The following is a 23,943-nucleotide window of genomic DNA, read 5'->3' on the forward strand; positions in this document are numbered from 1 at the left end:
AGATGGTCATGGCCAGACCCGGTTATCGCCTTGCAGTGTTTGCTACGTTGTTGGCACTGGTGGTCATCTTGCTCGGTGCCTATACCCGCCTGACCCATGCCGGGCTTGGCTGCCCTGACTGGCCGGGCTGTTACGGTTTCCTCAGCGTGCCGAAGACCGAAGCGCAGTTGGCGCATGCCGAGTTGCATTATCCCGATGTGCCGGTGGAGGCCCATAAGGGCTGGAACGAAATGATCCACCGCTATTTTGCCGGGACCCTGGCGCTGGTGATTTCGATGCTTGCTGTGCAGGCGATCCGTCGTCATGGGCGCGATGGCCAGCCTTTCAAACTGCCCTTGGTGCTGCTGGGGGTGGTGGTGGCACAGGCGGCGTTTGGCATGTGGACCGTCACCCTCAAATTGTGGCCGCAGGTCGTGACGGCGCATCTGCTGGGCGGTTTCACCACCCTTGGCCTGTTGTTTCTGTTGAGCCTGCGCCTGTCACACGCGTTTGCTCCGCTACCGCTTTTGCCCGTGCGTTTACGCCGTCTTGCGGCCTTGTCGTTAGTGATGGTGATAGGCCAGATTGCCCTGGGTGGCTGGGTCAGTGCCAACTATGCGGCCATGGCCTGTATCGATGTGCCTACCTGTCATGGCCAGTGGTGGCCGACGGCCGACTTCGCCAATGGTTTCCACCTGACCCAGCATATCGGTCCGAATTACCTGGGTGGGCAGTTGGACAGCGATGCGCGTACGGCCATCCATATCACTCACCGCCTCGGCGCCTTGTTGGTGACCGCTACCCTGCTGGCACTGGCCTGGCAATTGCGCCGGTTTGGCCTCACGCGGTTGGCGGCTCTGGTGCTGGCGGTGCTGGCGGTACAGATCAGCCTGGGTATCAGTAACGTGCTGCTCCACCTGCCATTGGCCGTGGCCGTGGCCCATAACGCCGGGGGGGCAGCCCTGCTTCTGACCCTGGTTCTGGTCAACTACTGCACCCGCCGTGTGGCTCAACCGAAAGTGCGTCGTGTGGGCCGCGAATGGCGGCTGCGGCCTCTCAGTGCCGGGGGCGTTGTGCACTATCTGGGGGATAATCCATGGCAACGCTTCTGACTGAGGGTCGTAGCCAGGCAGGTTGGCGTGACTACCTTGAGTTGACCAAACCCAAGGTTGTGCTGCTGATGCTGATCACCTCGCTGGTCGGCATGTTTCTGGCCACCCGGGCAGGCGTACCGTGGACGGTGCTGATCTTTGGCAATCTCGGAATTGCGTTTTGTGCGGGTGCAGCGGCAGCGGTCAATCATGTGCTGGACCGGCGTATTGATGCATTGATGGCCCGCACCCATAAGCGTCCGCTGGTTGCGGGACGCGTGGCGCCCACCGCCGCACTGGCATTTGCCCTCTTGCTCGGCGTGCTGGGCATGGTCCTGCTGTTGACCTTTACCAATGCCCTCACCGCTTGGCTCACCCTGGCCTCATTGTTGGGGTATGCCGTGATCTATACCGGCTTTCTGAAGCGCGCAACACCGCAGAACATTGTTATCGGCGGCCTGGCCGGTGCGGCGCCACCGTTGCTGGGCTGGGTGGCCGTCAGTGGGCACCTCAGTGCTGAACCCCTGCTGCTGGTACTGATCATCTTCGCCTGGACCCCGCCGCATTTCTGGGCCTTGGCCATTCACCGCAAGCACGAGTACGCCTTGGCAGATATTCCCATGCTGCCCGTGACCCATGGCGAGCACTACACCAAGGTTCACATCGTGCTCTACACCTTGATGCTACTGGCGGTCAGCCTGCTGCCCTATGCCATCCATATGAGTGGGCCGCTCTATCTCGGTTGTGCCCTGCTGTTGGGCGCGCGCTTCCTGCAGTGGGCGTGGGTGTTGTACCGTGGCAGTCGGCCGCACGCGGCGATCAAGACCTTCAAGTACTCTATCTACTACTTGTTCCTGTTGTTCATCGCGCTGCTTGTAGACCATTACCTACTGTTGAACCTATGACCCGAACCCAGAAAACAGTTTTTATCCTCGTTGCCCTGGTCGCCATCGTACTGGGGCTTACCATCAACAAAGTGATCACTACCAAAGGCCAGGCCAACCCCGCCGAGCTGATTGATGCCGGGATCATTCTGTTGCCGCAAAGTCGCAGTGTGCCTGCGCTGGAAATGACCGACCAGAATGGCCAGCCTGTGACGATGGACCAGTTGAAAGGCAAATGGTCATTGCTGTTCTTCGGCTACACCTTCTGCCCGGACGTTTGCCCGACCACCTTGGCGCAACTGCGTCAGGTAAAGAGCGAATTGCCAAAAGAAGCGGCCGAGCGCTTGCAGGTGGTTCTGGTCAGTGTTGATCCGAACCGCGACACGCCAACTCAGCTCAAGCAGTACCTGGGGTACTTCGATACGGAGTTTCGTGGCGTGACAGGCTCATTGGAGACGACCCAGAAGCTGGCCAATGCGCTGAGCATTCCGTTCATTCCGGCCGACACCAGCAAGCCGAACTACACGGTTGACCACAGCGGCAACCTGGCCCTGCTGGGGCCGGACGGGAAGCAACGTGGTTTCATTCGCGCGCCCTTCAACAACCAGAAACTGATTGTCCAGTTGCCGGGGTTGGTCAAGCGTGATTGAGGGGGGATGTGCTGGAGCCGGTCAAACCGGCTCCAGCAGGTAGGACTTAGAACGCTGGAACGACAGCGCCTTTGTACTTATCAAGGATGAACTGCTTCACCGCTGGGCTATGCAGTGCGCCAACCAGTTTCTTCATGGCGTCGGAGTCCTTGTTGTCCGGGCGGGCAACCAGAATGTTGACGTAAGGCGAGTCGCTGCCTTCGATGATCAGCGCATCCTTGGCTGGGTCCAGCTTGGCTTCCAGCGCGTAGTTGGTGTTGATCAGCGCCAGGTCGACCTGGGTCAGGACGCGCGGCAGGGTCGCGGCTTCCAGTTCGCGGATCTTCAGGCCTTTCGGGTTCTCGGCGATGTCTTTCGGCGTGGACAGGATGTTCTTGGCATCCTTGAGCTTGATCAGGCCCGCTTTCTCCAGCAGCAGCAATGCACGGCCGCCGTTAGTGGCGTCGTTAGGGATCACCACGTTGGCGCCCGACGGGATCTCGTCCAGCTTCTTGTACTTGCTCGAGTAGGCGCCCAGTGGCTCCAGGTGCACGCCGGCAACGCTGACCAGGTTGGTGCCCTTGCCCTTGTTGAATTCATCCAGGTACGGCTGATGCTGGAAGAAGTTGGCGTCCAGACGCTTCTCGGCAACCTGTACGTTAGGCTGGATGTAGTCGGTGAAGACCTTCACTTTCAGGTCCACGCCGTCTTTGGCCAGGCTCGGTTTGACGAACTCAAGGATCTCGGCGTGCGGCACGGCGGTCGCAGCGACGGTCAGGGTTTCGGCCGCCTGGGCGGAGAAGGCCGCAACGGCGGCGACAACAGCAAGCAGTTTTTTCATTCATCACTCCTTGTGAGGGCCGTTACGGCCCCCGGGTGTCGGCATGGCCGACCCATGGGGTTATTTACGGGAAAAATGCACAACCATTTTGTCGCCGACGCTCTGCAGTACTTGAACCAGTACCAGCAACAGGACCACGGTGACCACCATGACATCAGTCTGGAACCGCTGATAGCCAAAGCGGATAGCCAGGTCACCCAGCCCACCAGCGCCGACGACGCCGGCCATGGCGGTGTACGACACCAGGGTGATGGCGGTGACGGTGATTGCCGCGAAAATACCTGGCCGAGCTTCTGGCAGCAGCGCGTTGACGATGATCTGTCGCGTGGTGGCACCCATGGCTTGCGTGGCTTCGATAATGCCCCGGTCGACTTCACGCAAGGCGGTTTCCACCAGGCGCGCGAAGAACGGTGTGGCTCCGACCACCAGCGGTGGAATGGCCCCGGCGACGCCCAGCGAGGTGCCGGTAATCAGTACGGTGATCGGGATCATCACGATCAGCAGAATGATGAACGGCAGCGAACGCAGGATGTTGACGATCAGCGACAACAGCGCATACACGCGCTTTTCTTCAAACAGCTGGCGCGGGCCGCAGAGAAACAGCAGCACGCCCAGCGGCAGGCCGAGCAGCACGGTGAAGAACAGCGAACCGCCGAGCATGATCATGGTGTCGACGGTGGCCAACCAGATTTCACTCCAGTCGACGTTGGCAAAGAAATTCAGGGCGTCCATTAACGCAGTACCTCCATATGAACGTCAGCCGCGTGGAAGCGGGCAAACGCCGCGTCCATGTCACCACCGGTGATGGCCAGGGTCAGTTGCCCATAGGGAGTGTCCTTGATGCGGTCGATGCGTCCGGCCAGGATGCTGTAGTCCACCCCGGTTTCACGGGCGACGGTACCCAGCAGCGGCGCATAGGTGGCATCGCCCTGGAAGGTCAATCGCACGATCCGGCCCGGTACATGGGCAAAGTCGTCGCGCTGTTCGTTTTCGTCGATCTGTTCGTCTTCTTGAACGAAACGCTTTGTGGTCGGGTGCTTGGGGTGCAGGAACACGTCTGCCACCGGGCCATGCTCGACGATCTGCCCGGCGTCCATCACGGCCACCTGATCGCAGACGCGACGGATTACATCCATTTCATGGGTAATCAGGACGATGGTCAGGTTCAGCTCACGGTTGATCTCGGCCAGCAGTTGCAGCACCGAGGCGGTGGTCTGCGGGTCAAGGGCACTGGTGGCTTCGTCGCACAGCAGGATCTTCGGCTTGGTCGCCAGGGCGCGGGCAATGCCAACGCGCTGCTTTTGCCCGCCAGACAGTTGCGCCGGGTATTTCCTGGCGTGTTCGCTCAGGCCGACACGGGCCAGCAGCTCGCTGACGCGGGTGTCGATTTCACTGCGCGACAGCTCACCGGCCAAGGTCAATGGCAGGGCAACGTTGTCAGCAACCGTCTTGGACGCCAGCAGGTTGAAGTGCTGGAAGATCATCCCGACCTGTTGCCGGAAGCGGCGCAGCTCGTTGGCATTGAACGCGGTGACATCTTCACCGTCGACGATGATTTTCCCGCCGCTAGGGGCTTCCAGGCGGTTGATCAGGCGCAGCAAGGTACTTTTGCCTGCACCGGAATGGCCGATCAGGCCGAATACCTGCCCGTTCTCGACTCGCAGGTCGGTCGAATGCAGGGCGGGGATATCCTTACCGGCAACGCGGTAGGTTTTATGGACGTTTTGAAACTCGATCACGTAGCGAACCTTGTGGGGCGCATGAATTAGGGTCAGCGGATGGCCGGGCGCGCATTTTAGCCTGTTCACATAGAGGTTCTTAGCATTTATTTCGTAAACAACCAACGATACGGGAATAACGCGATCAGTGGTCAGTTGAGCGAAATGCTTGCCAAGACGGTCCGTGAGCCTGGGCGGGCCCGGAGCCGGCCGGGATACCCGAGGAGCGGCCCGGCAGCTGGTCTTAGGGGCGGCGCGGTGTCAGTACGACCTGGGCCGGCTGATTGCGGTGTATCTCATGGCGCTGCTGCAGCGCGAAGTCAGGTGCAAGCTTGTGCACGCGTTTGCTGAGCAGGGTGGCAAGCCACGGATAGTCCTGCTTGCGCGGTACCTGAAACAGCACGTCGCAGTCATAGTTGACGGTATCGCTGGCAATATCATCGAGTTGGCGGCGAAGTTCGCTCATCTTGCCAATCTTCAGGGCGATGACCGTGCTGGCTGCAGACGGGTCGATGAGCTTGGCCGCAGGGCGTGCTTCTGCGGCCTTGAGGGCGGCTTCGGCCTTGTCGAGCTCAGCTCTTCGCGCCTGGGTAATGGCACCGTTGACGCCGCCGGTTAGGGCTGGCGCCTTGGGCATCAGCGCACGGGCGCGGCTAAGGGCTGTGGCGGCAGCATTCACATCACCTTTCTGCAGTACGATCTGGCTGCGTTGCAGGTAGGCTTCGGCCAGTTGCCGCTGATATTGCTCCAGGCGACTGTCGCCCGGTGCTTGAGTTTGTAGCGCAGCGAGTTGATCTTCGGCGGTGGCCAGTTCGCTGCTGGCGATGCTTTGTTCCAGCTGCTGCCAGGCGTCTGGCGCCGCAGGCACGGCGGTGCTCTGCGCCGGGTTGCTTGAGCATGCGGCCAAGGCCAGGGAAAACGCGGCAAGGAGCAGATAACGGGAGGCGAACGGCTTCATTCCTGCGACTCTCTATTTGCGCAAAAAACGAGCAAGTCTACACCCAGCTCGCTGACTCGAAAATAACTCTTCAGAGTGTATGCGCGATTAAAATGTCGCAGGGTGCAACCTGTGTGGTTGTACCCTGCGCGACTGCGCCGCCGTTCAGCGCCGGGGAAGCGCCAGGCTAATCAAGAATAGCACTGCAGCGCAGACCACGATTGACGGCCCGGCCGGCGTGTCCTTGAACCAGGACAGGGCGAGCCCGCTGCATACCGCCACCACGCCTAGCAGGCTGGCACCCAGGGCCATCTGCTCGGGTGAGCGGGCGTGACGCTGGGCAGCGGCTGCCGGGATGATCAGCAGTGATGTGATCAACAGCACGCCGACGATCTTCATGGCCACGGCAATGACTACCGCGATCAGCAGCATCAGGGCCAGGCGCAACGCGGCCACCGGCAAGCCTTCGACCATGGCCAGCTCCTCGTGGACGGTCACGGCCAGCAAGGGCCGCCACAGGGCCACGATCAGCAGCAAGGCCACGCTGCTGCCGCCGAGTATCCAGGCAAGATCGCCCGGGCTGATCGCCAGCAGATCACCGAACAGGTAGGCCATCAGGTCGATTCGCACATCGTGCATGAAGCTGAGCACGACCAGGCCAAGGGACAGGGTGCTGGGTGCGAGAATCCCCAACAGGGTGTCGGACGCTAGCGGCTGGCGCTGTTGCAGGGTGACCAGCAGCAACGCCAACAGCAGACAACCCACCGTCACCGCCAGGGCGGGGCTGATGTCGAGTACGAAGCCCAGCGCCACACCCAGCAGTGCTGCGTGGGACAGCGTGTCGCCAAAGTAGGCCATGCGCCGCCAGACCACGAACGATCCCAAGGGGCCTGCAACCAGCGCCAGCGCCAAACCTGCAAGCAGGGCGTAGAGCAGAAAATCAGCCATGCTTGCAGTGGTCTCCGTGTACATGACCGGCTTTGGCCGGGGCAACCACGGAACCGTGCAGGTCGTGGGCGTGGTCGTGGTGATGGTGGTAGATCGCCAGGCTTGGCGCGTTGTTGCCGAACAGCTCGACAAAGGCCGGGTCGCCGCTGACTTGCTCGGGATGCCCGGAGCAGCAGACATGTCGGTTCAGGCAGACAACCTGATCGGTGGTGCTCATTACCAGGTGCAGGTCATGGGAGACCATCAGTACACCGCAACCGTGGCGGTCGCGCAGCCGGGTGATCAGGCTGTACAGCTCGGCCTGGCCCGCCACGTCGACGCCCTGTACCGGTTCATCGAGCACCAGCAGCTCGGGCTCGCGCAGCAGCGCCCGGGCCAGCAGCACGCGCTGCATTTCACCGCCGGAAATGCCCTGGACAGGGCTGTCGATCACCTGCTCGGCACCCACTTCCTTGAGGGCTGCCAAGGCTGTATTGCGGTCTACGCCGGGCACCAGGCGCAGAAACCGTAGAACCGAAAGCGGCAAGGTCGCATCGACGTGCAGCTTCTGTGGCATGTAGCCAATACGCAGTTTGGGTTTGCGCCAGACTTTGCCGCTGTCGGGCTTGAGCAGCCCGAGCACCGCGCGTACGAGGGTCGTTTTGCCTGCGCCGTTGGGGCCGATCAGGGTGACGATCTGGCCAGGCTCGACACTCAGGTCAATGTTGTCGAGCACCGACTGGCTAGCGAAGCCGACGCTCACCTGCTCCAGGCGAATCAGGGCATTGCTCATCACGCGCTCCGGCAACTGGCGCAGAGCCCAACCACTTCGACGGTCTGCGTTTCAACTGTGAAACCGACGTCCTTGGCGCTGGCAACGATGGCATCGCTGATCGACGACTGTTCCAGTTCGAGCGCGACATGGCATTCGCGGCAAATCAGGAACTGCCCTTGATGGACATGCTCTGGATGGCTGCAGCCCATGAAGGCATTGAGCGACGCAATTCGGTGAACCAGGCCGTTTTCCAGGAGGAAATCCAGTGCCCGGTACACCGTCGGTGGCGCGGCGCGGCGACCGTCTTGCTCACTCAGCACGGCCAGGATGTCGTAGGCGCCCAAGGGTTTATGGCTCTGCCAGACCAACTCCAGCACGCGTCGACGCAAGGCGGTCAGGCGCAGGCCCTGGCGGACACACAGCGCGTCGGCCTCGGCCAGGGCGCTGTGGACGCAGTGGGAGTGGTCGTGGGGGCGATTGGCCAGCGGTGTAGTAGGCATGAGCAGCGACGGTTCTTGTGAGAGACGTTATTATGTTACCTGTTCCTGAACCGTTGAGTGGCTATCGTGTCCCGATTTTTTGCCCTTTTTGTCGCTTTTGTCTCCAGTCTTGTCGTCTTGGCGCCAGCGCAGGCTGAAGTCCGTGTATTGACCAGCATCAAGCCACTGCAGTTGATTGCGGCTGCGGTCCAGGACGGTGTTGGTACGCCCGAGGTGCTGCTTCCACCGGGCGCTTCGCCTCACCATTACGCCCTTCGTCCCTCGGACGTGCGGCGGGTTGCCGAGGTCGACCTGCTTTACTGGATTGGCCCCGATATGGAAGGTTTTCTACCGCGCGTGCTGAGCGGCCGCAACAAGCCCAGCGTGGCCTTGCAGGCTGTGCCGGGGTTGCAGTTGCGCCACTTTGGCGAAGACAGCCACTCCCACGAGTCGACGGACGAGCATGATCACGATCATCGTCCGGGTAGCCTGGATGCGCACCTGTGGTTGGCACCGGCCAATGCCCGGGTGATCGCCGCGAAAATGGCGGCTGACCTTGTGGCTGCTGATCCGGCCAATGCTGCCCGCTATCAGAGCAACCTGAGCGCATTCGAGCAGCGCCTGGATGCCCTCGACCTGCGCTTGAAGGCTCGATTGGCGGGTGTTTCCGGCAGGCCGTACTTTGTTTTCCACGAAGCGTTTGATTACTTCGAGGCGGCGTATGGCTTGCAGCATACTGGCGTATTCAGCGTTGCCGCCGAAGTGCAGCCCGGTGCCCAGCACGTGGCTGCCATGCGCAAGCGCTTGCAGGAGGTCGGCAAGACATGCGTCTTCAGTGAGCCGCCGCTGCGCCCACGGCTGGCCGAGACCTTGACGGCCGGGTTGCCGGTACGTCTGGCCGAACTGGACGCACTAGGGGGCAATACCCCGGTGACCGCCCAAGGCTATGAGCAGGTGCTGGAGAAGCTTGGCAATGACCTGGCGGGTTGCCTGGAGGCGCTCTAGGCAGCCGCCTCCGTGCAATAACCGGCTTAGAGCGCGAACGGCAACGCCACGCTGACTTGCTGACGCGCTGCCAGGCGCACTTCGAAATCGGCAGGGTCGTGAATCAATACATCCATGCCCGCGAAGGACTCTGCCGCAATAAGCCGGGACAGCCAGAAGCGTACACAGGCTATCCGCAGCATGACCGGCCAGAGTTGCGCTTCTGCCGCCGTGAAGGGGCGCAGTGCCGCATAGGCACCCAGCAGCGCCCTGGAGCGCGCACCGTCGAGCTGCCCGGCATCGTCACAGCACCAGTCGTTCAGCGTAATGGCCAGGTCGTAGAGCATCGGCCCGGAGCAGGCGTTGTAGAAGTCGATCAGGCCCGTCAGGTGCGTGCCTTCGAACAGCGCATTGTCACGGAACAGGTCTGCGTGCAGGTTGGCGCGCGGCAAGGCCATGATCTGCGCGTGATGCGTTCTGATTTCCTCCAGGCAGGCTTGCAGCAGCTGGCGTTGATCCGCGTTCAGGCGCGGCATCAGCTCGGCACCGGTTTGCAGCATCCAGTCCAGGCCGCGGTCGGTTTTACGCTCCAGCACATGCTCGCAGGTCGCCACATGCAGGTGGCCAAGCAGTTCGCCAACCTGATGGCAATGCTGGTTGTTCGGCTCCTTGATGTGCTTGCCTGGCAGTCGCGGTTGCAGCAAGGCCGGCTTGCCGGCCAACTCGCGCAATGCCACGCCGTCCGTGGTCCGCAATGCGTATGGCACAGGCAGGTTGGCTTCGTGCAGGACGTCCAGCAGTTCAATAAAGAACGGCAGGTCCTGGATTGGCCCGCGCTCGACCAGCGTCAGCACAAACTCACCCTGTTCGAGGCTGACGAAGAAGTTGCTGTTTTCGGTTCCGGCGGCAATGCCCTGGAAATCCCGAAGGCGGCCCAGGCCATAAGGGGCCAGAAAGGTTTCCAGCTCAGGCCGGGTCAAAGGGGTGAACACAGACATGGTCAAAACTGCTCGTTCGGGCACTTCGGCCAGGAAGTGCCGGGTTGATGTTAGAGGTCGCGCGTTACCACTCGAAAATCTTCCAGGATGGAATCAGCATGTCCGGTTGATCTGAGCGGATAAAGTTGGCTTCGGTGCCGTCGGCGCGAACCAGAAAGTAAGGTTTGCCATGCTTGGGGGTAATCTTGATGGCATACAGAAAACCATTCTGGCGGTACTCCTGAATGGTTTTATCGCCTTCCTGGCGAATGGTGACGTCCGGATCGGGCGACGGTGCATCATCCGCAGCCATCGCCGCGAACGGAGTAGCCAGGAGCCCTAGCAGCAACAGGCGATTTAGTGTGCGCATGATAACCTTGTCCCTTTGTCGTCAATGATCCGGACATTCTAGCGCCGGGCCCGCCGAAAAGGTTGATTCTGCTCATGAGCCAAGCTCCCCTCGTCCTGGTGGACGGTTCTTCCTACCTGTACCGCGCCTTCCATGCGCTGCCGCCACTGACCACCTCCAAGGGCCTGCCAACCGGTGCGGTCAAGGGCGTGCTGAACATGCTGAAGAGCCTGCGCAAGCAGTATCCCGGCAGCCTGTTTGCAGTTGTTTTCGATGCAAAAGGCGGCACGTTCCGCGACGAAATGTTCGCCGAGTACAAGGCCAATCGGCCCAGTATGCCGGATGACTTGCGGGTGCAGATCGAACCGCTGCATGCCAGCGTGCGTGCACTGGGGTATCCGCTGCTTTGTGTGGAGGGCGTTGAAGCCGATGACGTGATTGGCACCCTGGCCCGCAGCAGCGCGGCTGCCGGACGTCCGGTGATCATCTCCACAGGCGACAAGGACATGGCGCAACTGGTCGATGGCCACATTACGCTGGTCAACACCATGACCGGCAGTGTGCTGGACGTGGCTGGCGTGAAGGAGAAATTCGGCGTCGGTCCCGAACACATCATCGACTTCCTGGCTCTTATGGGTGACAAGGTCGATAACATTCCTGGCGTGCCAGGGGTGGGCGAGAAAACCGCGTTGGGCCTGCTGACTGGTGTTGGTGGCGGTCTGCGCGATCTCTACGACAACCTCGACAAGGTACCCAGCCTGGCTATCCGGGGGGCCAAGACCCTGCCGGCCAAGCTTGAGGAGCACCGCGACGCCGCGTTCCTCTCGTATGAACTGGCGACGATCAAGCTCGACGTCCCGCTGGATATCGAGGTTGACGCACTGGTGTGCGGTGAACCCGACCGCGAAGCCTTGCTGGCGCTGTACACCGAGCTGGAGTTCAAGAGCTGGGTCGAGGAGATTCAGCGTGAGGCCAAGCGTGAAGGCGTGGCGGTTGCCGAGGTGGCAGAGCAGCCATTGGTCGAAGTGAAGTATGAAACCATCCTTGACCAGGCGCGCTTTGACGTCTGGCTGGAAAAACTGAAGAAGGCCACGCTGATTGCTTTCGACACCGAGACCACGGGTCTTGATGCTCAGCAGGCGCAAATTGTCGGTGTGTCGTTTGCTGTGGAGCCCTTTGAGGCGGCCTATGTGCCGTTGACTCACTCCTACATGGGCGTGCCCGAGCAACTTGATCGAGACGCCATGTTGTTGGCGCTCAAGCCGATCCTGGAAGACCCGAATACGCTGAAAGTCGGCCAAAACGCCAAATATGACATGAATATTCTGGCAAATTGCGCGATTGGCGGTGATCAGGCAAACGGTATCGCGCTGCGTGGTGTGGCCTTCGACACCATGCTGGAGTCCTACGTGCTGGATTCCACCGCGACCCGTCATGACATGGACAGCCTGGCGCTCAAGTACCTGGACTACACCACTATTTCCTTTGAGGACATCGCCGGGAAAGGCGCCAAGCAACTGACCTTCGACCAGATTTCGCTTGAAACGGCCGGCCCCTACGCGGCCGAAGATGCCGATGTGACGTTGCGTCTGCATCAGGCATTGCAGGCACGCTTGGCCAAGACACCGAGCGTGCTGCCGGTGTTGAACGAGATCGAGATGCCGCTGGTGCCGGTGCTGGCGAAGATCGAGCGTCAGGGTGCACTGGTCGATGCCAAGCTGCTCGGTGCCCAGAGCCTGGAGCTGGGTGAGAAACTGGTCGCGCTGGAGCGTGAAGCCTTCGCGATCGCGGGTGAAGAGTTCAACCTGGGCTCGCCTAAGCAGTTGGGGGTGATTCTGTACGAAAAGCTCGGCCTGCCGATCCTCAGCAAGACCGCCAAGGGCCAGGCTTCCACGGCTGAGGCTGTGCTGGCGGAACTGGCCGAACAGGACTACCCACTGCCCAAGGTGCTGATGCAGTACCGCTCGCTGAGCAAGCTGAAAAGCACCTACACCGACCGTCTGCCCGAGCAGATCAACCCGCGCACTGGGCGTATCCATACCTCGTATCATCAGGCCGTGGCGGCCACCGGTCGTTTGTCCTCAAGTGATCCGAACCTGCAGAACATCCCGATTCGCACCCCTGAGGGGCGGCGTATTCGCCAGGCGTTTGTTGCCGCGCCCGGCTACCGTCTGCTGGCTGCGGACTATTCGCAGATCGAGTTGCGCATCATGGCTCACCTGGCCAAGGACGAAGGGCTGTTGCATGCGTTCCGGCACAACCTGGACGTTCACCGGGCCACAGCCTCCGAGGTCTTCGGCGTTGCCTTGGAAGAGGTTACAAGCGACCAGCGGCGCAGTGCCAAGGCGATCAACTTCGGCTTGATCTACGGTATGAGCGCTTTCGGTCTGGCCAAGCAGATTGGTGTCGATCGCAAGCAGTCCCAGGCCTACATCGACCGTTATTTCGCCCAGTACCCAGGCGTGCTGGCGTACATGGAGCGCACGCGTGCTCAGGCTGCCGAGCAAGGGTTTGTCGAAACCCTGTTCGGTCGCCGCCTGTACCTGCCGGACATCAATGCAAAGAACCCGGCACTGCGCAAAGGCGCGGAGCGCACGGCGATCAACGCACCAATGCAGGGTACTGCAGCCGACATCATCAAGCGGGCCATGGTGGCGGTAGACAACTGGCTGAACGATTCCGGACTGGATGCTCGGGTGATCCTGCAGGTTCACGATGAATTGGTGCTGGAAGTACGTGAAGACCTGGTCGATCAGGTGCGTGAACAGATCCGTCCGTACATGAGCAGCGCCGCGCAGTTGGATGTTCCGCTGCTGGTGGAGGTAGGTGTGGGCTCGAATTGGGATGAAGCGCACTAAATAACCCTGAAAAAGCTGCGGCATATCGTCGCGGCTTTTTGGCTGGGTACACGCCGTTAGTCGTGAAAATTCTATGTGCTATCGCAAATAGTTTCTAAACGCTCGGAACTAATCGGGGGAACCACGACTCAGAGTAACTGAATGGGTGGTGAAGCCCTTCGATGCTCCTATGTTGTGTTAAGTGTTGGCAGATATCTGGACCCCGCCCTAGCGGTCCGGAACTTGAACCCCGAACTTCCCCCTCCCCATACGAAGTCCGGGGTTTTTTTTGCCTTGCGTTTGGCGCCTGGCCCTTATTCTGCGGGCTTGTCGGCCAACTCCATCCAGTTCGCCAGAACGCCGTAGGCTTCTTCCAGCCCTTGGCGCTTAGGGGCGGAGAACAGCTGAATGGTCACCCCTTCGCCCCAGCCCTTGCGGATTTCCGCTTGCACCTTGAGCAGGGTGTTTTTTGCCGCGCCATAGGTGAGTTTGTCGGCTTTGGTCAGAAGAATATGCATCGGCATGTTACTGGCCACTGACCAGTCGAGCATCATCTGGTCGAAGTCGGTCATGGGGTGACGCACATCCATCATCAAAATCACGCCTCGCAGGCTTTCGCGGCTGCCCAGGTAGGCCTCCAGGTGGCGCTGCCAGTGCTGTTTGAGCGGGATCGGGACCTTTGCATAGCCATAGCCTGGCAGGTCGACCAAACGCCGTTCTTCGTCCAGACTGAAAAAATTGAGTAACTGGGTGCGACCGGGTGTTTTCGAGGTGCGTGCCAGGCTGGCGTGGGTCAGCGTGTTTAGGGCGCTGGACTTGCCGGCGTTGGAGCGCCCGGCAAAGGCCACTTCATAGCCCTGGTCGTCTGGGCACTGGTCGACTTTGGCGGCGCTGAGTGCGAATTTGGCCTGTTGGCAGAGGCCGAGAATGGGGTTTTTTACGTGCATGGGGTATCCGCTTGGGGGCTTGTCCGAGGCAGGCTCGGCAAGGGGTGTCGTTTCCGTTTCGATAACGGGAGTATATAATGCCGCAGATTTTGTGTGCGCTTTATCCCAGCGTAGGATGAGGTTCACGGGGGGACCCGATTCAAGCTTGCGCGTTAGAACGCAGTGCAGGCCCCCAGCCCTGAAAGGTCGTTCGCATGACGAAATGGCTGTTGGTTACCGTTGTCTTGGTACCGTTTTTCAGCGCTCAGGCTACACAGGATCCCGAGGCGTTGTACAACCGCGCATGCGCGGCGTGTCATGCCGGTCAGCTGCCACAGGCACCGAAACCAGGTGATCGTGCAGCCTGGGAACCGAGACTGGCGCAGGGTATGGAGACGTTGGTGGTGCATGTCACCCAGGGTTTCAAGGCTATGCCGCCGCGTGGATTGTGCATGGACTGCAGTGCCGAAGACTACCGGGCGATCATTCAGTGGATGATCCGATAGTATCGATACATAACTCTTTCACCCTTAGCCGTAGTTGGATTAGCTGATGAACAAACTACTCGTGAGTCTGCTGTTGACCTTGGGCGTCACCGGCGCTGCAAATGCCGCTGGCAATCTTGTTGGCGATGCCGCTGCCGGTCAGGGCAAAACTGCTGTATGTGGCGCTTGTCACGGTCCAGACGGTAACAGCATGGCGCCGAACTTCCCGAAACTGGCTGGCCAGGGTGAGAAATACCTGGAGAAACAGCTGCATGATATCAAGTCGGGTAAGCGCACCGTGCTGGAAATGACGGGTCTGCTGACCAACCTGAGTGATCAGGACATGGCAGATATCGCGGCCTACTTCGCTAGCCAGAAAGGCAGTGTCGGCGCCGCCGATCCAAAACTGGTCGCGGCCGGTGAAGCCCTGTTCCGCGGTGGCAACCTTGAAAAAGGCATGCCAGCCTGCACCGGTTGCCACTCGCCTAATGGCGCTGGCCTGGCTGCTGCCGGTTTCCCGCACCTGGGTGGCCAGCATGCGCAGTACGTCGCCAAGCAATTGACCGACTTCCGTGAAGGCAACCGTACCAACGACGGCGACGCGATGACCATGCGTTCCATCGCTGCCAAGCTGAGCAACAAGGACATCGAGGCAGTATCGAGCTACATTCAGGGTCTGCACTGATCCTTGCGGCGTAACGTTGTGCGGGGCTACATCTCTCGCAATGTTAACGTGCCGTTAATGCAGCTGCGAAAGCATGAAAAGGGTGGCTAGGGCCGCCCTTTTTTGTACCTGCTACCGTTACACTATCGAACTCAGGCCTGTGTCGATCTGTCTGAAGGCAGGTCGCGTTGTGGCGACTCATCACTGCTCAGGAGTAAAGCATGCGTAATCTGATTCTCAGCGCCGCGTTGGTCGCCGCCAGCGTCTTTGGCATGTCTGTCCAGGCCGCCGAGCCGCCTGCAGACGGTAAGTATGTCGAGCTGAACAATCCTGTGCCGGTTGCTGTGCCTGGCAAGATCGAGGTGGTGGAGCTGTTCTGGTACGGCTGCCCGCATTGCTACAGCTTTGAGCCGACCATCAACCCATGGGTCGAGAAGCTGCCAAAGGACGTCAACTTTGTGCGTGTACCTGCCATGTTTGGCGGCGCCTGGGATGCCCATGGCCAGATGTTCCTGACCCTGGAAGCCATGGGTGTCGAGGGCAAGGTGCACAGTGCTGTATTCAACGCGATCCAAGTGGAACACAAGCGTCTGACCAAGCCTGAGGAAATGGCCGACTTCCTAGCGACTCAGGGCGTCGACAAGGACAAGTTCCTGGCGACATTCAATTCCTTTGCGATCAAGGGCCAGGTTCAGAAAGCTCGCGATCTGGCCAAAAAATATGAAATCAGCGGTGTTCCGACCATGGTTGTCAACGGTAAGTACCGTTTTGACCTGGGCTCTGCCGGCGGTCCAGAGGAAACCATCAACGTGGCTGACCAGTTGATTGCCAAGGAGCGCGCCGCCCAGTAAGCGGCGCTTGCCATGCGGCGTTGGAAAACTGAACGGTGTGTTGGCCTGCATGATCCGCAGGTCAACGAACACCATTTGCAGACCAGTAGCCTCCCGAAGGACGGTCGTCTGCGCCTGCTCAGTTTCAATATCCAGGTGGGGATCAGTACCGAGCGCTACCGCCACTACCTGACGCGTAGTTGGCAGCACCTTTTGCCTACCACCGGCCGTGCCGGTAACTTGCAGAAAATTGGTGACCTGCTCAGCGACTTTGATCTCGTCGCCCTGCAGGAGGCCGATGGTGGCAGCTTGCGTTCAGGTTTCGTCAATCAGGTCGAGTACCTGGCGCAACTGGGTGCCTTCCCTTACTGGTATCAACAGCTCAATCGCAACCTTGGCCGTTTCGCTCAGCACAGCAATGGCGTACTCAGTCGCTTGAAGCCGCAGTTGCTGGAAGACCATCCGCTGCCCGGTCCTTCGGGTCGTGGTGCGATTCTGGTGCGTTTTGGTGAAGGGGACGATGCGTTGGTCGTGGTGATGATGCACCTGGCGCTGGGTGCACGGACCCGTGCGCGTCAACTCGCCTACATTCGTGAACTGATTGGTGGTTATCGTCATCAGGTATTGATGGGCGACATGAATACCCATGCCAGCGACCTGCTGGAACACTCGCCATTGCGTGATCTCGGTTTGGTTGCCCCGCAGGTGCAAGCCACGTTCCCCAGTTGGCGGCCGCAGCGTTGTCTTGATCATATCTTGCTCAGCCCCAGCCTCACGCTGGAGCGCTTCGAGGTGCTTGCCCAGCCCATTTCCGATCATCTTCCGGTCGCGGTTGAGATTCGTTTGCCTGATGCCCTTGCGATGGATACGCTTCCGGCCGTGAGCTAACTGCCCCTACTCCTTTGCGAAATCAGGCATGACCGAAGAAGCCCAGCGCTGGAAAGAAAAATACCTCAAGAGTATTGAGCAACAAGAAAAGCTCGAGCGCCGCTGGGAAGCTCGCCTTGACCTTCTGCGTCGAGGCTTGGTACGCAGCACATTGGCGGCCGAAGGCAGCGATCTGGCTGTTGATAAGTGCATGAAAGAGATGCGCGACGTCATCCGCACCGACAATATGGACGCTGCACTGGCAGGCTTGATTCCGCGGTTGGAAAAAGCCGTATTGGACTCCGAGCAGCGTCGGGAAACCCGAACGGCACAGATCGGCACAGCGCTGGCGGCATTAGTGAGCCAGTTGCAAGCATTGCCGTTGCCGAGTGAGGTCACTCGGCCACTGAAAAAATTTGCCAAACAACTGGATGCTCGCGCGAGTCAGCCTCGTGAGATGCCTTTGCTGCTGGGCGAGCTGAGTAGCTTGCAAGGCCAGGCGATTGCTGCGCTGGACAAGCCAGAAGAAGCCGGCCGCCCAGGTTTTTTGCAGCGGTTGTTCGGTAACCGCGAAGCGGCATCAGATGCGCCCGCAGTACCGACAACGGTTGCCAGCACAGCCTCTGCGGCTGTTGAGGTTGAGGCTGCTGCTGCTGTTGAATCAGCGCCTGTTGCATCGCCAGTCGAGGTCGATGCAGATGAGCTGCATCCGCTGCCTGAGCCCGTTGTCGAAGCGGCCAGCGAGGCGGTGACGTCCGTGCAGGTCGAACCCGCGGCCGCCGAGCCTGTGCAGGTGCCCTCTCCTCCAGTCGCTGCGCCGCTTGAGGCATTGGCAGCGGAGCCAGCATCTGAACCTGAGCGTCCTGAAGCACCGGAGACCGGGGCCGATGTTCCACCGCTCGCTGCCGATATCCCGGAGGATCAGGCCACGCCCGCCGAAGAGGCGTACGCACTGCCCGAAAACACCGAGCCTAGCTACAGTTCGGTCGCCAGTCATATTGAAGAGACCCTGCTGGGCTTGCTGGATGATCTGACGCTTCCCGAGCGGCACAAGGCCCAGGCGCAATCCATGCGCGAGCGCCTGCAGCATGGCCTGAACTGGTATGAGCTGTTGCCGGTCCTGGACGATCTGGTCGTGCTCATGCTGGCTATCACCAGCAGCGGCCAGCATGAGTTTGAAGCCTATCTGCAGCAGGTCAATGAACGCCTTGAGTCTTTCCAGAGTCATCTGCAGGAAGCCAGTGAAGGGCATGCCGATAGCCGGACAGCTGCCCGCGATCTGGATAGCCAGTTGCGTGAACAGGTTGATGGCCTGCAAAGCAGCGTGCAGGGGGCTGCGGATCTGGAAAGCCTCAAACACATTCTGGATAACCGCCTGGAAGGATTGCTGGGAACGATTGACATACACCAGCAGCAGCGTGATCAGCGTGAGCAGGAAATGGCCGAGCGTTTGCGTGGCTTGGCTGAGCGGGTTACGCATATGGAGCAGGAAGCCCAAGGTTATCGTGAGCATCTGGAAGAGCAGCGGCAGAAGGCCTTGATCGACCCACTGACCGGCCTGCCAAACCGTGCGGCCTGGTCCGAGCATCTGGAGCGTGAGATGCAGGCTTGGCAGGCACAGGGTGGCCACCTGTTGGTCGCGATGCTTGATCTGGACCATTTCAAAAGGATCAATGACAACTACGGGCACCTCGCTGGCGACAAGGTGCTAAAGATCGTTGCCAACGAACTGCGCAAGCGCTTGCGAGGCCGTGACTTTATCGCCCGGTTTGGTGGTGAGGAGTTTGTGTTGTTGATGCCGCAGAGCAATCTGGTCAGTGGATGCCAGCAGGCCGAAATCCTGCGGGCGGCGGTCGAGGCCTGCCCATTCCACTTCAAGGGCGAGCGGGTAACGATCACCCTCTCGATAGGTGTCACTGCGCTACGTGATGGGGAGCGCAGCGACATCGCCCTCAAGCGCGCCGACGAGGCGTTGTATCGCGCCAAGCACCAAGGCCGTAACCGCGTCGAACAAGGATGAGCACTATATAGTTATCACCGTTTGCGCCATCGCTAGAGAGGGTACGTTATGCTATTGCATTACTGATATCCATAGATGTGCCCTCTTGCCATGAAAGCCTTCTTCTGCGCCCTGCTGCTTCTGTCTCTGGCCGGTTGTGCGAACACCCTCCAGATTGACCGAAGCCACCCATCCGTCAACCAGGACAGTCGTATCCAGTTTGTTGTCCTGCACTACACCAACGCTTCGCTGGAGCGTTCACTGGCGTTGTTGACCCATGGTGAAGTCAGCAGCCACTACCTGATTGGTGATCAGCCAGCGACCATCTACCAACTGGTAGACGAGAACCGCCGTGCCTGGCACGCCGGTGACAGCCAATGGCAGGGGCGTACCTGGCTCAACTCGAGCTCTATTGGCATTGAGATCGTAAACCCAGGTTTTACCGATACACCGTCTGGACGTGTCTGGCACCCCTACTCCGAGGCGCAAATACAGGCGCTGATCCTGTTGCTCAAGGACATCGTCAAACGCAATAACATCGACCCACGGCATATCATTGGGCATAGCGATATAGCGCCATCACGCAAACTCGACCCAGGCCCTCTGTTTCCCTGGAAGCGCCTGGCCGATGCCGGTGTTGGTGTGTGGCCTGATGCCGCTGCCGTTGCACAGCAGCGTGCCCGTTTCGATGTGAGCCCGCCGAGTATTGCCTGGTACCAGCAGCAACTGGCACGTTTCGGCTATGCCATCGAGCAAACCGGGGTCAATGATGTCAATACCCGGCACGTGTTGGCCGCTTTTCAGATGCGCTTCCGCCCGCAACGTTTTGATGGCGTGCCCGATGCGCAGACGGCGGCAATCTTGCAGGTGCTCAACCGCTCCCGCTGATGGGCGCCGCCCAACGGGCAGGCTGATTCGTCAGGCAGTTGCTATACCTTGTGGTATTCAATGGGATATCGCCTGATGTCATCTGCCTTCGCCGCGCTGCGCAGCCTTTTCCTTCGCCCCTGGCTACTGGCCGCTCTCGCGGCCTCGGCCAGTGCGATCCTGTTGCTGAGTGCCAGCCTTGGTGTGGCCATGCACCAGATTCAGCAAAGTGAAAGCGAGCAGATGAATGCGAAGGGGGAGCGGTTTCTGGAGCGGCTGGAGCAGATCTTCAGTCAGCTGCGTGAAGGTGTGGATCATCTTCAGGCTCAACCGCTGCGAGGGTGCACTCCGCAGATGTTGGCAGCCTTGCAGCAGGTGGGCTTCAACAATCGCTTTGTCTTTGAAGCCGCCTATATAGATGGAGACACCCGCTGCTCCAATCGCTTGGGTGAGCACAGCACAGAACCTGTACGGCCCCCGGATATTCAGGGGCCGACCTACAGCTATTGGTTGAACACCAGTGCCGAACCGAACGACAACCTGGCGGCATTGATGCTGGGGCGTGGGCATTTCCGTATCTCGACTTCTCGTGGGCACCTGAGCGATGTTGTTGATCTGCCACCAGGCGGCAGCCTGTTGGTGGTGCTCGACAACGGTATGCGTGCAGTACCCGTGTTGGGGCCGGCGCAGGCATGGCCACCCTCCTCTGATGGGGCACTCGACGTTGCAAACGCCATGCTGGAGTTGCCCGATCATCTGGTCTATCGGATGCCGACTAAGTCTCCGGACTATCAACTGGTGCTGATTACCCCCAAAACCAGCCTGCCGCTGAAAATGAATGGCGTCATCTGGTTGCTGTTCCCAGGCAGCCTGCTGCTGGCCTGGTGCATCGGCTGGTTGGTACTGCAGTTGGTACGTCAACGCCAATCAATGAGTTCGGAACTGCAGGGGGCGTTGCGGCGAGGTGAGTTGCAGGTGCTCTATCAGCCAATTCTCGAGCTCAACAGCCGACGATGCGTGGGGGCCGAGGCGCTGGTACGTTGGCGCCATCCCGATGGCACATTGACCAGTCCGGACCTGTTCATTCCGTTGGCGGAAAACACCGGCCAAATTCGCCAGATCACCGACTTTGTGTTGCAGCGCGTTCTGGAGCAGTTGGGGCAGTTGCTGCGTGCCAACCCTCAGTTGTACATCTCGATTAACCTGGCTGCGTGCGATGTGATGGTGCCACGCATTGGTCGTGTGGCTGCTCGTTTACTGGCACTGCACCGCGTCGCGGCCAGCCAGATCGCTTTCGAGGTGACTGAGCGCGGGCTGATTGATGTGGTGGTCGCACGGGATAACCTGCAAGCACTGCGCTCGGTTGGTCACCAAGTGTTGATCGATGACTTTGGTACGGGCTACTGCAGCCTGGCCTACCTGCAGACACTGCCGGTCGACTGCCTGAAGATCGACAAGGCGTTCATCGATGCTCTGGGCCACGATGCCGCCAGTAGCGGGGTTGCGCCGCATATCATTCGCATGGCGCATGCCTTGCAGTTGCGGGTTATCGCCGAAGGTATCGAGTATGAGGATCAGGCGCTGTTGCTGAACAGCGAAGGTGTGAACTACGGACAGGGTTGGTTGTTTGCGCATCCCCTCAGCGCCAGGCAATTTGCCGAGTTGGTGACCCGAGGTCGGCGCAGGGGGCCGCGACGGATCGATGATGAGGCCTGAACCTACTCCAATATACGACGGAGAATCATCATGTTGAGTTGGGCTATTACTTTCCTGATTATCGCCATCGTCGCTGCTGTGCTGGGCTTCGGTGGTATCGCGGGCGCAGCGACTGGCATCGCGAAGATCCTCTTCATCATTTTCCTTGTGCTGTTCGCGGCGTCCCTGTTTTTCGGTCGACGTGGATGACGAAGCCGGTCAGGCGCTCTGTTTAGGGTACTGGACGTTTCAGTGTTGGCCCGGGTACTGAGCGGATATCCGAAATGCCTGTAGAGGTAATGGGCATCACGCCGGCTGTTTTGGGTTGTTTCCTACAGCGGATGTCGAAGTGTGCGTCTTGTTGACCGTACATCGATATTTTTTTAGCTGACCCCTCCGACAAATTTGGGGCGTTTCACGCATTCGGATTGTCGAACAACGGCATTTATCATCCAGGCGGATATGGCTGAATTGGCCTAAATATGGCGCTTTGGCCATCTTCGGAATTCCGAACGGCTCTATTTCAACCCTTTCAGACGTTCGTTTTTAGCCTTAATCATCATGCCGAATCGGCATAGGGTAGTCGTTTACGGCATTAGACGTTACCCTCTCGCGTCGGAATAGTTGCGCCTTTTTTCGCTGACCCGAGCGTTCTTTCGCTCGCCTGCGGTGACCTTCTACGGCGCTATTGCCTGCTGCGAACAATCGACTCTTGAAGGCTTTCAATAGCTCTAGGTCGGGGTTTTCAGCGCAATGCCCGTGACCACTTGAAGAAAGGGTAACGACATGAAGAAGGCAAAACTAAGCCTCGCTTGGCAGATCCTCATCGGTTTGATTCTCGGGATTGCAATCGGTGCAGTACTGAATCATTTCAGTGCAGAAAAGGCATGGTGGATCAGTAACGTTCTGCAGCCAGCTGGTGACATCTTCATTCGCCTGATCAAGATGATCGTTATCCCGATCGTGATCTCTTCACTGGTCGTGGGTATCGCCGGGGTTGGCGATGCGAAAAAACTGGGCAGTATCGGCCTGAAAACCATCATCTACTTCGAGGTGGTCACCACCATCGCGATCGTGGTCGGCCTGCTGTTGGCCAACCTGTTCCACCCTGGCGCCGGCATCGACATGAGCACGCTGGGTACGGTGGATATCTCCAAGTACCAGGCAACCGCTGCTGAAGTGCAGCATGAGCACGCGTTCATCGAGACGATCCTCAACCTGATTCCGTCGAACATTTTCGCAGCGCTGATGCGCGGTGAAATGCTGCCGATCATTTTCTTCTCCGTGCTCTTCGGCCTGGGCCTTTCGAGCTTGCAGGCGGATATCCGCGACCCGTTGGTAAAAACCTTCCAGGGCGTGTCCGAAGCCATGTTCAAGGTCACTCACATGATCATGAACTACGCGCCAATCGGTGTGTTCGCGCTGATCGCGGTCACTGTTGCGAACTTCGGCTTTGCTTCGCTGCTGCCGCTGGCCAAGCTGGTACTGCTGGTTTACTTCGCGATTGCCTTCTTCGGCTTCATGGTGCTGGGCCTGATCGCCCGCTTGTTCGGCTTTTCGATCCTGAAGCTGATGCGCATTTTCAAGGATGAGCTGGTTCTGGCGTACTCCACTGCCAGCTCTGAAACGGTATTGCCACGCGTAATCGAGAAGATGGAAGCCTACGGTGCACCGAAGGCCATCTGCAGCTTTGTCGTCCCGACTGGCTACTCGTTCAACCTCGACGGTTCGACCTTGTACCAGAGCATTGCTGCGATTTTCATCGCTCAGCTCTACGGCATCGACCTTTCGATCAGCCAGCAGCTGCTGCTGGTACTGACCTTGATGGTCACCTCCAAAGGTATTGCTGGCGTTCCGGGCGTATCTTTCGTGGTACTGCTGGCCACCTTGGGCAGTGTCGGTATTCCGCTGGAAGGCTTGGCTTTCATCGCCGGTGTAGACCGCATCATGGACATGGCCCGTACCGCGCTGAACGTGATCGGCAACGCTCTGGCAGTACTGGTTATCGCTCGCTGGGAAGGCATGTACGACGATGCCAAAGGCCAGCGCTACTGGAACTCGCTGCCGCACTGGCGCAGCAAGGAAGCAGTACCTGCCGGTAAAGTGGCGACCAAGTAAGCCGCTGCATGATCTGATTAAAAGCCCCGACGTGTCGGGGCTTTTGCTTTTCTGGCGTGCCCCCAGCCTGGCCCGCTATCATTCG

The 23,943-nt window shown here is 59.6% G+C and carries 24 protein-coding genes; 14 read left to right on the forward strand and 10 right to left on the reverse strand.

The window, feature by feature from the left end:
* The first annotated feature begins 8 nt into the window (after window positions 1–8).
* The 3 genes from ACZ9H3_RS15830 to ACZ9H3_RS15840 are packed head-to-tail and all read left to right on the forward strand — an operon-like array spanning window position 9 to window position 2,604.
* Window positions 9–1,091: a COX15/CtaA family protein gene (locus ACZ9H3_RS15830; RefSeq protein WP_476221451.1), complete on the forward strand. Its 1,083-nt coding sequence runs from the start codon at window positions 9–11 to the stop codon at window positions 1,089–1,091.
* The gene (cyoE, locus tag ACZ9H3_RS15835) at window positions 1,076–1,975 is read left to right on the forward strand and encodes a heme o synthase (protein WP_065759072.1); all 900 of its coding nucleotides are present in this window, start codon (window positions 1,076–1,078) and stop codon (window positions 1,973–1,975) included. Before ACZ9H3_RS15830 ends, cyoE begins: the two co-directional genes overlap by 16 nt.
* Window positions 1,972–2,604: an SCO family protein gene (locus tag ACZ9H3_RS15840; RefSeq protein WP_102052991.1), complete on the forward strand. Its 633-nt coding sequence runs from the start codon at window positions 1,972–1,974 to the stop codon at window positions 2,602–2,604. Before cyoE ends, ACZ9H3_RS15840 begins: the two co-directional genes overlap by 4 nt.
* A gap of 46 nt (window positions 2,605–2,650) precedes the next feature.
* Here ACZ9H3_RS15840 and ACZ9H3_RS15845 read toward each other — a convergent pair whose 3' ends face one another.
* From ACZ9H3_RS15845 to zur, 7 genes are all read right to left on the reverse strand, one after another.
* Entirely contained in the window at window positions 2,651–3,424 is a 774-nt protein-coding gene (locus ACZ9H3_RS15845; protein ID WP_102052990.1) for a MetQ/NlpA family ABC transporter substrate-binding protein, read from the reverse strand.
* 60 nt (window positions 3,425–3,484) lie between these two features.
* On the reverse strand, window positions 3,485–4,156 hold the full coding sequence (locus ACZ9H3_RS15850) for a methionine ABC transporter permease (RefSeq protein WP_476221455.1): 672 nt from the start codon (window positions 4,154–4,156) through the stop codon (window positions 3,485–3,487).
* Window positions 4,156–5,163 carry a methionine ABC transporter ATP-binding protein gene (locus ACZ9H3_RS15855; RefSeq protein WP_065759068.1) on the reverse strand — a complete coding sequence of 336 codons (1,008 nt, stop codon included), beginning with the start codon at window positions 5,161–5,163 and terminating at the stop codon, window positions 4,156–4,158. The genes ACZ9H3_RS15850 and ACZ9H3_RS15855 overlap by 1 nt, the downstream gene beginning before the upstream one ends.
* Window positions 5,164–5,386: 223 nt before the next feature.
* Complete coding sequence (locus ACZ9H3_RS15860; RefSeq protein WP_065759067.1) at window positions 5,387–6,100, reverse strand: PA5502 family lipoprotein; 714 nt, start codon at window positions 6,098–6,100, stop codon at window positions 5,387–5,389.
* A gap of 144 nt (window positions 6,101–6,244) precedes the next feature.
* Window positions 6,245–7,027 (reverse strand): zinc ABC transporter permease subunit ZnuB, encoded by a 783-nt coding sequence (gene znuB / locus ACZ9H3_RS15865; RefSeq protein WP_065759066.1) that lies wholly within the window; start codon window positions 7,025–7,027, stop codon window positions 6,245–6,247.
* Window positions 7,020–7,799, reverse strand: coding sequence for a zinc ABC transporter ATP-binding protein ZnuC (gene znuC / locus ACZ9H3_RS15870; protein ID WP_102052989.1), 780 nt, complete (start codon window positions 7,797–7,799; stop codon window positions 7,020–7,022). The genes znuB and znuC overlap by 8 nt, the downstream gene beginning before the upstream one ends.
* Window positions 7,799–8,281 (reverse strand): zinc uptake transcriptional repressor Zur, encoded by a 483-nt coding sequence (gene zur, locus ACZ9H3_RS15875; protein WP_102052988.1) that lies wholly within the window; start codon window positions 8,279–8,281, stop codon window positions 7,799–7,801. Before zur ends, znuC begins: the two co-directional genes overlap by 1 nt.
* Before the next feature lie 66 nt (window positions 8,282–8,347).
* Between zur and ACZ9H3_RS15880 the strand changes: the two genes are divergently transcribed.
* A complete protein-coding gene (locus tag ACZ9H3_RS15880) occupies window positions 8,348–9,265 on the forward strand; it encodes a zinc ABC transporter substrate-binding protein (RefSeq protein ID WP_330522513.1) in 918 nt (305 codons plus the stop codon).
* A 26-nt stretch (window positions 9,266–9,291) separates the two neighbouring features.
* Here the strand turns inward: ACZ9H3_RS15880 and ACZ9H3_RS15885 are convergent, their stop codons facing one another.
* Both ACZ9H3_RS15885 and ACZ9H3_RS15890 read right to left on the reverse strand, forming a co-directional pair.
* A complete protein-coding gene (locus tag ACZ9H3_RS15885) occupies window positions 9,292–10,242 on the reverse strand; it encodes a homoserine kinase (protein ID WP_065759063.1) in 951 nt (316 codons plus the stop codon).
* Window positions 10,243–10,306: 64 nt separating this feature from the next.
* Window positions 10,307–10,591 (reverse strand): DUF2782 domain-containing protein, encoded by a 285-nt coding sequence (locus ACZ9H3_RS15890; protein WP_102052985.1) that lies wholly within the window; start codon window positions 10,589–10,591, stop codon window positions 10,307–10,309.
* A 74-nt stretch (window positions 10,592–10,665) separates the two neighbouring features.
* On the opposite strand from ACZ9H3_RS15890, the gene polA reads away from it, so the two are divergent.
* The gene (gene polA / locus ACZ9H3_RS15895; RefSeq protein WP_476221461.1) at window positions 10,666–13,428 is read left to right on the forward strand and encodes a DNA polymerase I; all 2,763 of its coding nucleotides are present in this window, start codon (window positions 10,666–10,668) and stop codon (window positions 13,426–13,428) included.
* 293 nt (window positions 13,429–13,721) lie between these two features.
* On the opposite strand, the gene yihA is transcribed toward polA, so the two are convergent.
* On the reverse strand, window positions 13,722–14,354 hold the full coding sequence (yihA, locus tag ACZ9H3_RS15900) for a ribosome biogenesis GTP-binding protein YihA/YsxC (RefSeq protein WP_065759060.1): 633 nt from the start codon (window positions 14,352–14,354) through the stop codon (window positions 13,722–13,724).
* A gap of 194 nt (window positions 14,355–14,548) precedes the next feature.
* Here yihA and ACZ9H3_RS15905 point away from each other — a divergent pair, with 194 nt between their 5' ends.
* From ACZ9H3_RS15905 to gltP, 9 genes are all read left to right on the forward strand, one after another.
* Complete coding sequence (locus tag ACZ9H3_RS15905) at window positions 14,549–14,839, forward strand: c-type cytochrome (protein WP_065759059.1); 291 nt, start codon at window positions 14,549–14,551, stop codon at window positions 14,837–14,839.
* 46 nt (window positions 14,840–14,885) lie between these two features.
* Entirely contained in the window at window positions 14,886–15,503 is a 618-nt protein-coding gene (locus ACZ9H3_RS15910) for a c-type cytochrome (protein WP_065759058.1), read from the forward strand.
* Window positions 15,504–15,703: 200 nt separating this feature from the next.
* On the forward strand, window positions 15,704–16,333 hold the full coding sequence (dsbA, locus tag ACZ9H3_RS15915; protein ID WP_065759057.1) for a thiol:disulfide interchange protein DsbA: 630 nt from the start codon (window positions 15,704–15,706) through the stop codon (window positions 16,331–16,333).
* A gap of 12 nt (window positions 16,334–16,345) precedes the next feature.
* Window positions 16,346–17,200, forward strand: a complete 855-nt coding sequence (locus ACZ9H3_RS15920) for an endonuclease/exonuclease/phosphatase family protein (RefSeq protein WP_065759056.1) — start codon at window positions 16,346–16,348, stop codon at window positions 17,198–17,200.
* A gap of 28 nt (window positions 17,201–17,228) precedes the next feature.
* Complete coding sequence (locus tag ACZ9H3_RS15925) at window positions 17,229–19,199, forward strand: GGDEF domain-containing protein (RefSeq protein WP_476221465.1); 1,971 nt, start codon at window positions 17,229–17,231, stop codon at window positions 19,197–19,199.
* A gap of 90 nt (window positions 19,200–19,289) precedes the next feature.
* A complete protein-coding gene (locus tag ACZ9H3_RS15930) occupies window positions 19,290–20,066 on the forward strand; it encodes an N-acetylmuramoyl-L-alanine amidase (protein WP_476221467.1) in 777 nt (258 codons plus the stop codon).
* A gap of 75 nt (window positions 20,067–20,141) precedes the next feature.
* A complete protein-coding gene (locus ACZ9H3_RS15935) occupies window positions 20,142–21,761 on the forward strand; it encodes an EAL domain-containing protein (protein WP_476221469.1) in 1,620 nt (539 codons plus the stop codon).
* A 30-nt stretch (window positions 21,762–21,791) separates the two neighbouring features.
* Window positions 21,792–21,950 carry a DUF1328 domain-containing protein gene (locus tag ACZ9H3_RS15940; protein WP_102052981.1) on the forward strand — a complete coding sequence of 53 codons (159 nt, stop codon included), beginning with the start codon at window positions 21,792–21,794 and terminating at the stop codon, window positions 21,948–21,950.
* Between the two features lie 576 nt (window positions 21,951–22,526).
* Window positions 22,527–23,858 (forward strand): glutamate/aspartate:proton symporter GltP, encoded by a 1,332-nt coding sequence (gltP, locus tag ACZ9H3_RS15945; RefSeq protein WP_102052980.1) that lies wholly within the window; start codon window positions 22,527–22,529, stop codon window positions 23,856–23,858.
* The last annotated feature ends 85 nt before the right edge of the window (window positions 23,859–23,943 follow it).

The organism is Pseudomonas sp. TE3910 (genome assembly GCF_056279025.1).

What these genes read in the sequence shown, in the direction of transcription:
- yihA (WP_065759060.1), bottom strand. Translation starts at nt 14,354, where the DNA reads ATGCACGTAAAAAACCCCATTCTCGGCCTCTGCCAACAGGCCAAATTC.
- znuC (WP_102052989.1), bottom strand. Translation starts at nt 7,799, where the DNA reads ATGAGCAATGCCCTGATTCGCCTGGAGCAGGTGAGCGTCGGCTTCGCT.
- ACZ9H3_RS15890 (WP_102052985.1), bottom strand. Translation starts at nt 10,591, where the DNA reads ATGCGCACACTAAATCGCCTGTTGCTGCTAGGGCTCCTGGCTACTCCG.
- ACZ9H3_RS15925 (WP_476221465.1), top strand. Translation starts at nt 17,229, where the DNA reads ATGACCGAAGAAGCCCAGCGCTGGAAAGAAAAATACCTCAAGAGTATT.
- ACZ9H3_RS15930 (WP_476221467.1), top strand. Translation starts at nt 19,290, where the DNA reads ATGAAAGCCTTCTTCTGCGCCCTGCTGCTTCTGTCTCTGGCCGGTTGT.
- ACZ9H3_RS15940 (WP_102052981.1), top strand. Translation starts at nt 21,792, where the DNA reads ATGTTGAGTTGGGCTATTACTTTCCTGATTATCGCCATCGTCGCTGCT.
- polA (WP_476221461.1), top strand. Translation starts at nt 10,666, where the DNA reads ATGAGCCAAGCTCCCCTCGTCCTGGTGGACGGTTCTTCCTACCTGTAC.
- ACZ9H3_RS15845 (WP_102052990.1), bottom strand. Translation starts at nt 3,424, where the DNA reads ATGAAAAAACTGCTTGCTGTTGTCGCCGCCGTTGCGGCCTTCTCCGCC.
- zur (WP_102052988.1), bottom strand. Translation starts at nt 8,281, where the DNA reads ATGCCTACTACACCGCTGGCCAATCGCCCCCACGACCACTCCCACTGC.
- ACZ9H3_RS15920 (WP_065759056.1), top strand. Translation starts at nt 16,346, where the DNA reads ATGCGGCGTTGGAAAACTGAACGGTGTGTTGGCCTGCATGATCCGCAG.
- cyoE (WP_065759072.1), top strand. Translation starts at nt 1,076, where the DNA reads ATGGCAACGCTTCTGACTGAGGGTCGTAGCCAGGCAGGTTGGCGTGAC.
- ACZ9H3_RS15830 (WP_476221451.1), top strand. Translation starts at nt 9, where the DNA reads ATGGCCAGACCCGGTTATCGCCTTGCAGTGTTTGCTACGTTGTTGGCA.
- ACZ9H3_RS15905 (WP_065759059.1), top strand. Translation starts at nt 14,549, where the DNA reads ATGACGAAATGGCTGTTGGTTACCGTTGTCTTGGTACCGTTTTTCAGC.
- ACZ9H3_RS15840 (WP_102052991.1), top strand. Translation starts at nt 1,972, where the DNA reads ATGACCCGAACCCAGAAAACAGTTTTTATCCTCGTTGCCCTGGTCGCC.
- ACZ9H3_RS15910 (WP_065759058.1), top strand. Translation starts at nt 14,886, where the DNA reads ATGAACAAACTACTCGTGAGTCTGCTGTTGACCTTGGGCGTCACCGGC.
- ACZ9H3_RS15935 (WP_476221469.1), top strand. Translation starts at nt 20,142, where the DNA reads ATGTCATCTGCCTTCGCCGCGCTGCGCAGCCTTTTCCTTCGCCCCTGG.
- ACZ9H3_RS15885 (WP_065759063.1), bottom strand. Translation starts at nt 10,242, where the DNA reads ATGTCTGTGTTCACCCCTTTGACCCGGCCTGAGCTGGAAACCTTTCTG.
- ACZ9H3_RS15850 (WP_476221455.1), bottom strand. Translation starts at nt 4,156, where the DNA reads ATGGACGCCCTGAATTTCTTTGCCAACGTCGACTGGAGTGAAATCTGG.
- gltP (WP_102052980.1), top strand. Translation starts at nt 22,527, where the DNA reads ATGAAGAAGGCAAAACTAAGCCTCGCTTGGCAGATCCTCATCGGTTTG.
- znuB (WP_065759066.1), bottom strand. Translation starts at nt 7,027, where the DNA reads ATGGCTGATTTTCTGCTCTACGCCCTGCTTGCAGGTTTGGCGCTGGCG.
- dsbA (WP_065759057.1), top strand. Translation starts at nt 15,704, where the DNA reads ATGCGTAATCTGATTCTCAGCGCCGCGTTGGTCGCCGCCAGCGTCTTT.
- ACZ9H3_RS15860 (WP_065759067.1), bottom strand. Translation starts at nt 6,100, where the DNA reads ATGAAGCCGTTCGCCTCCCGTTATCTGCTCCTTGCCGCGTTTTCCCTG.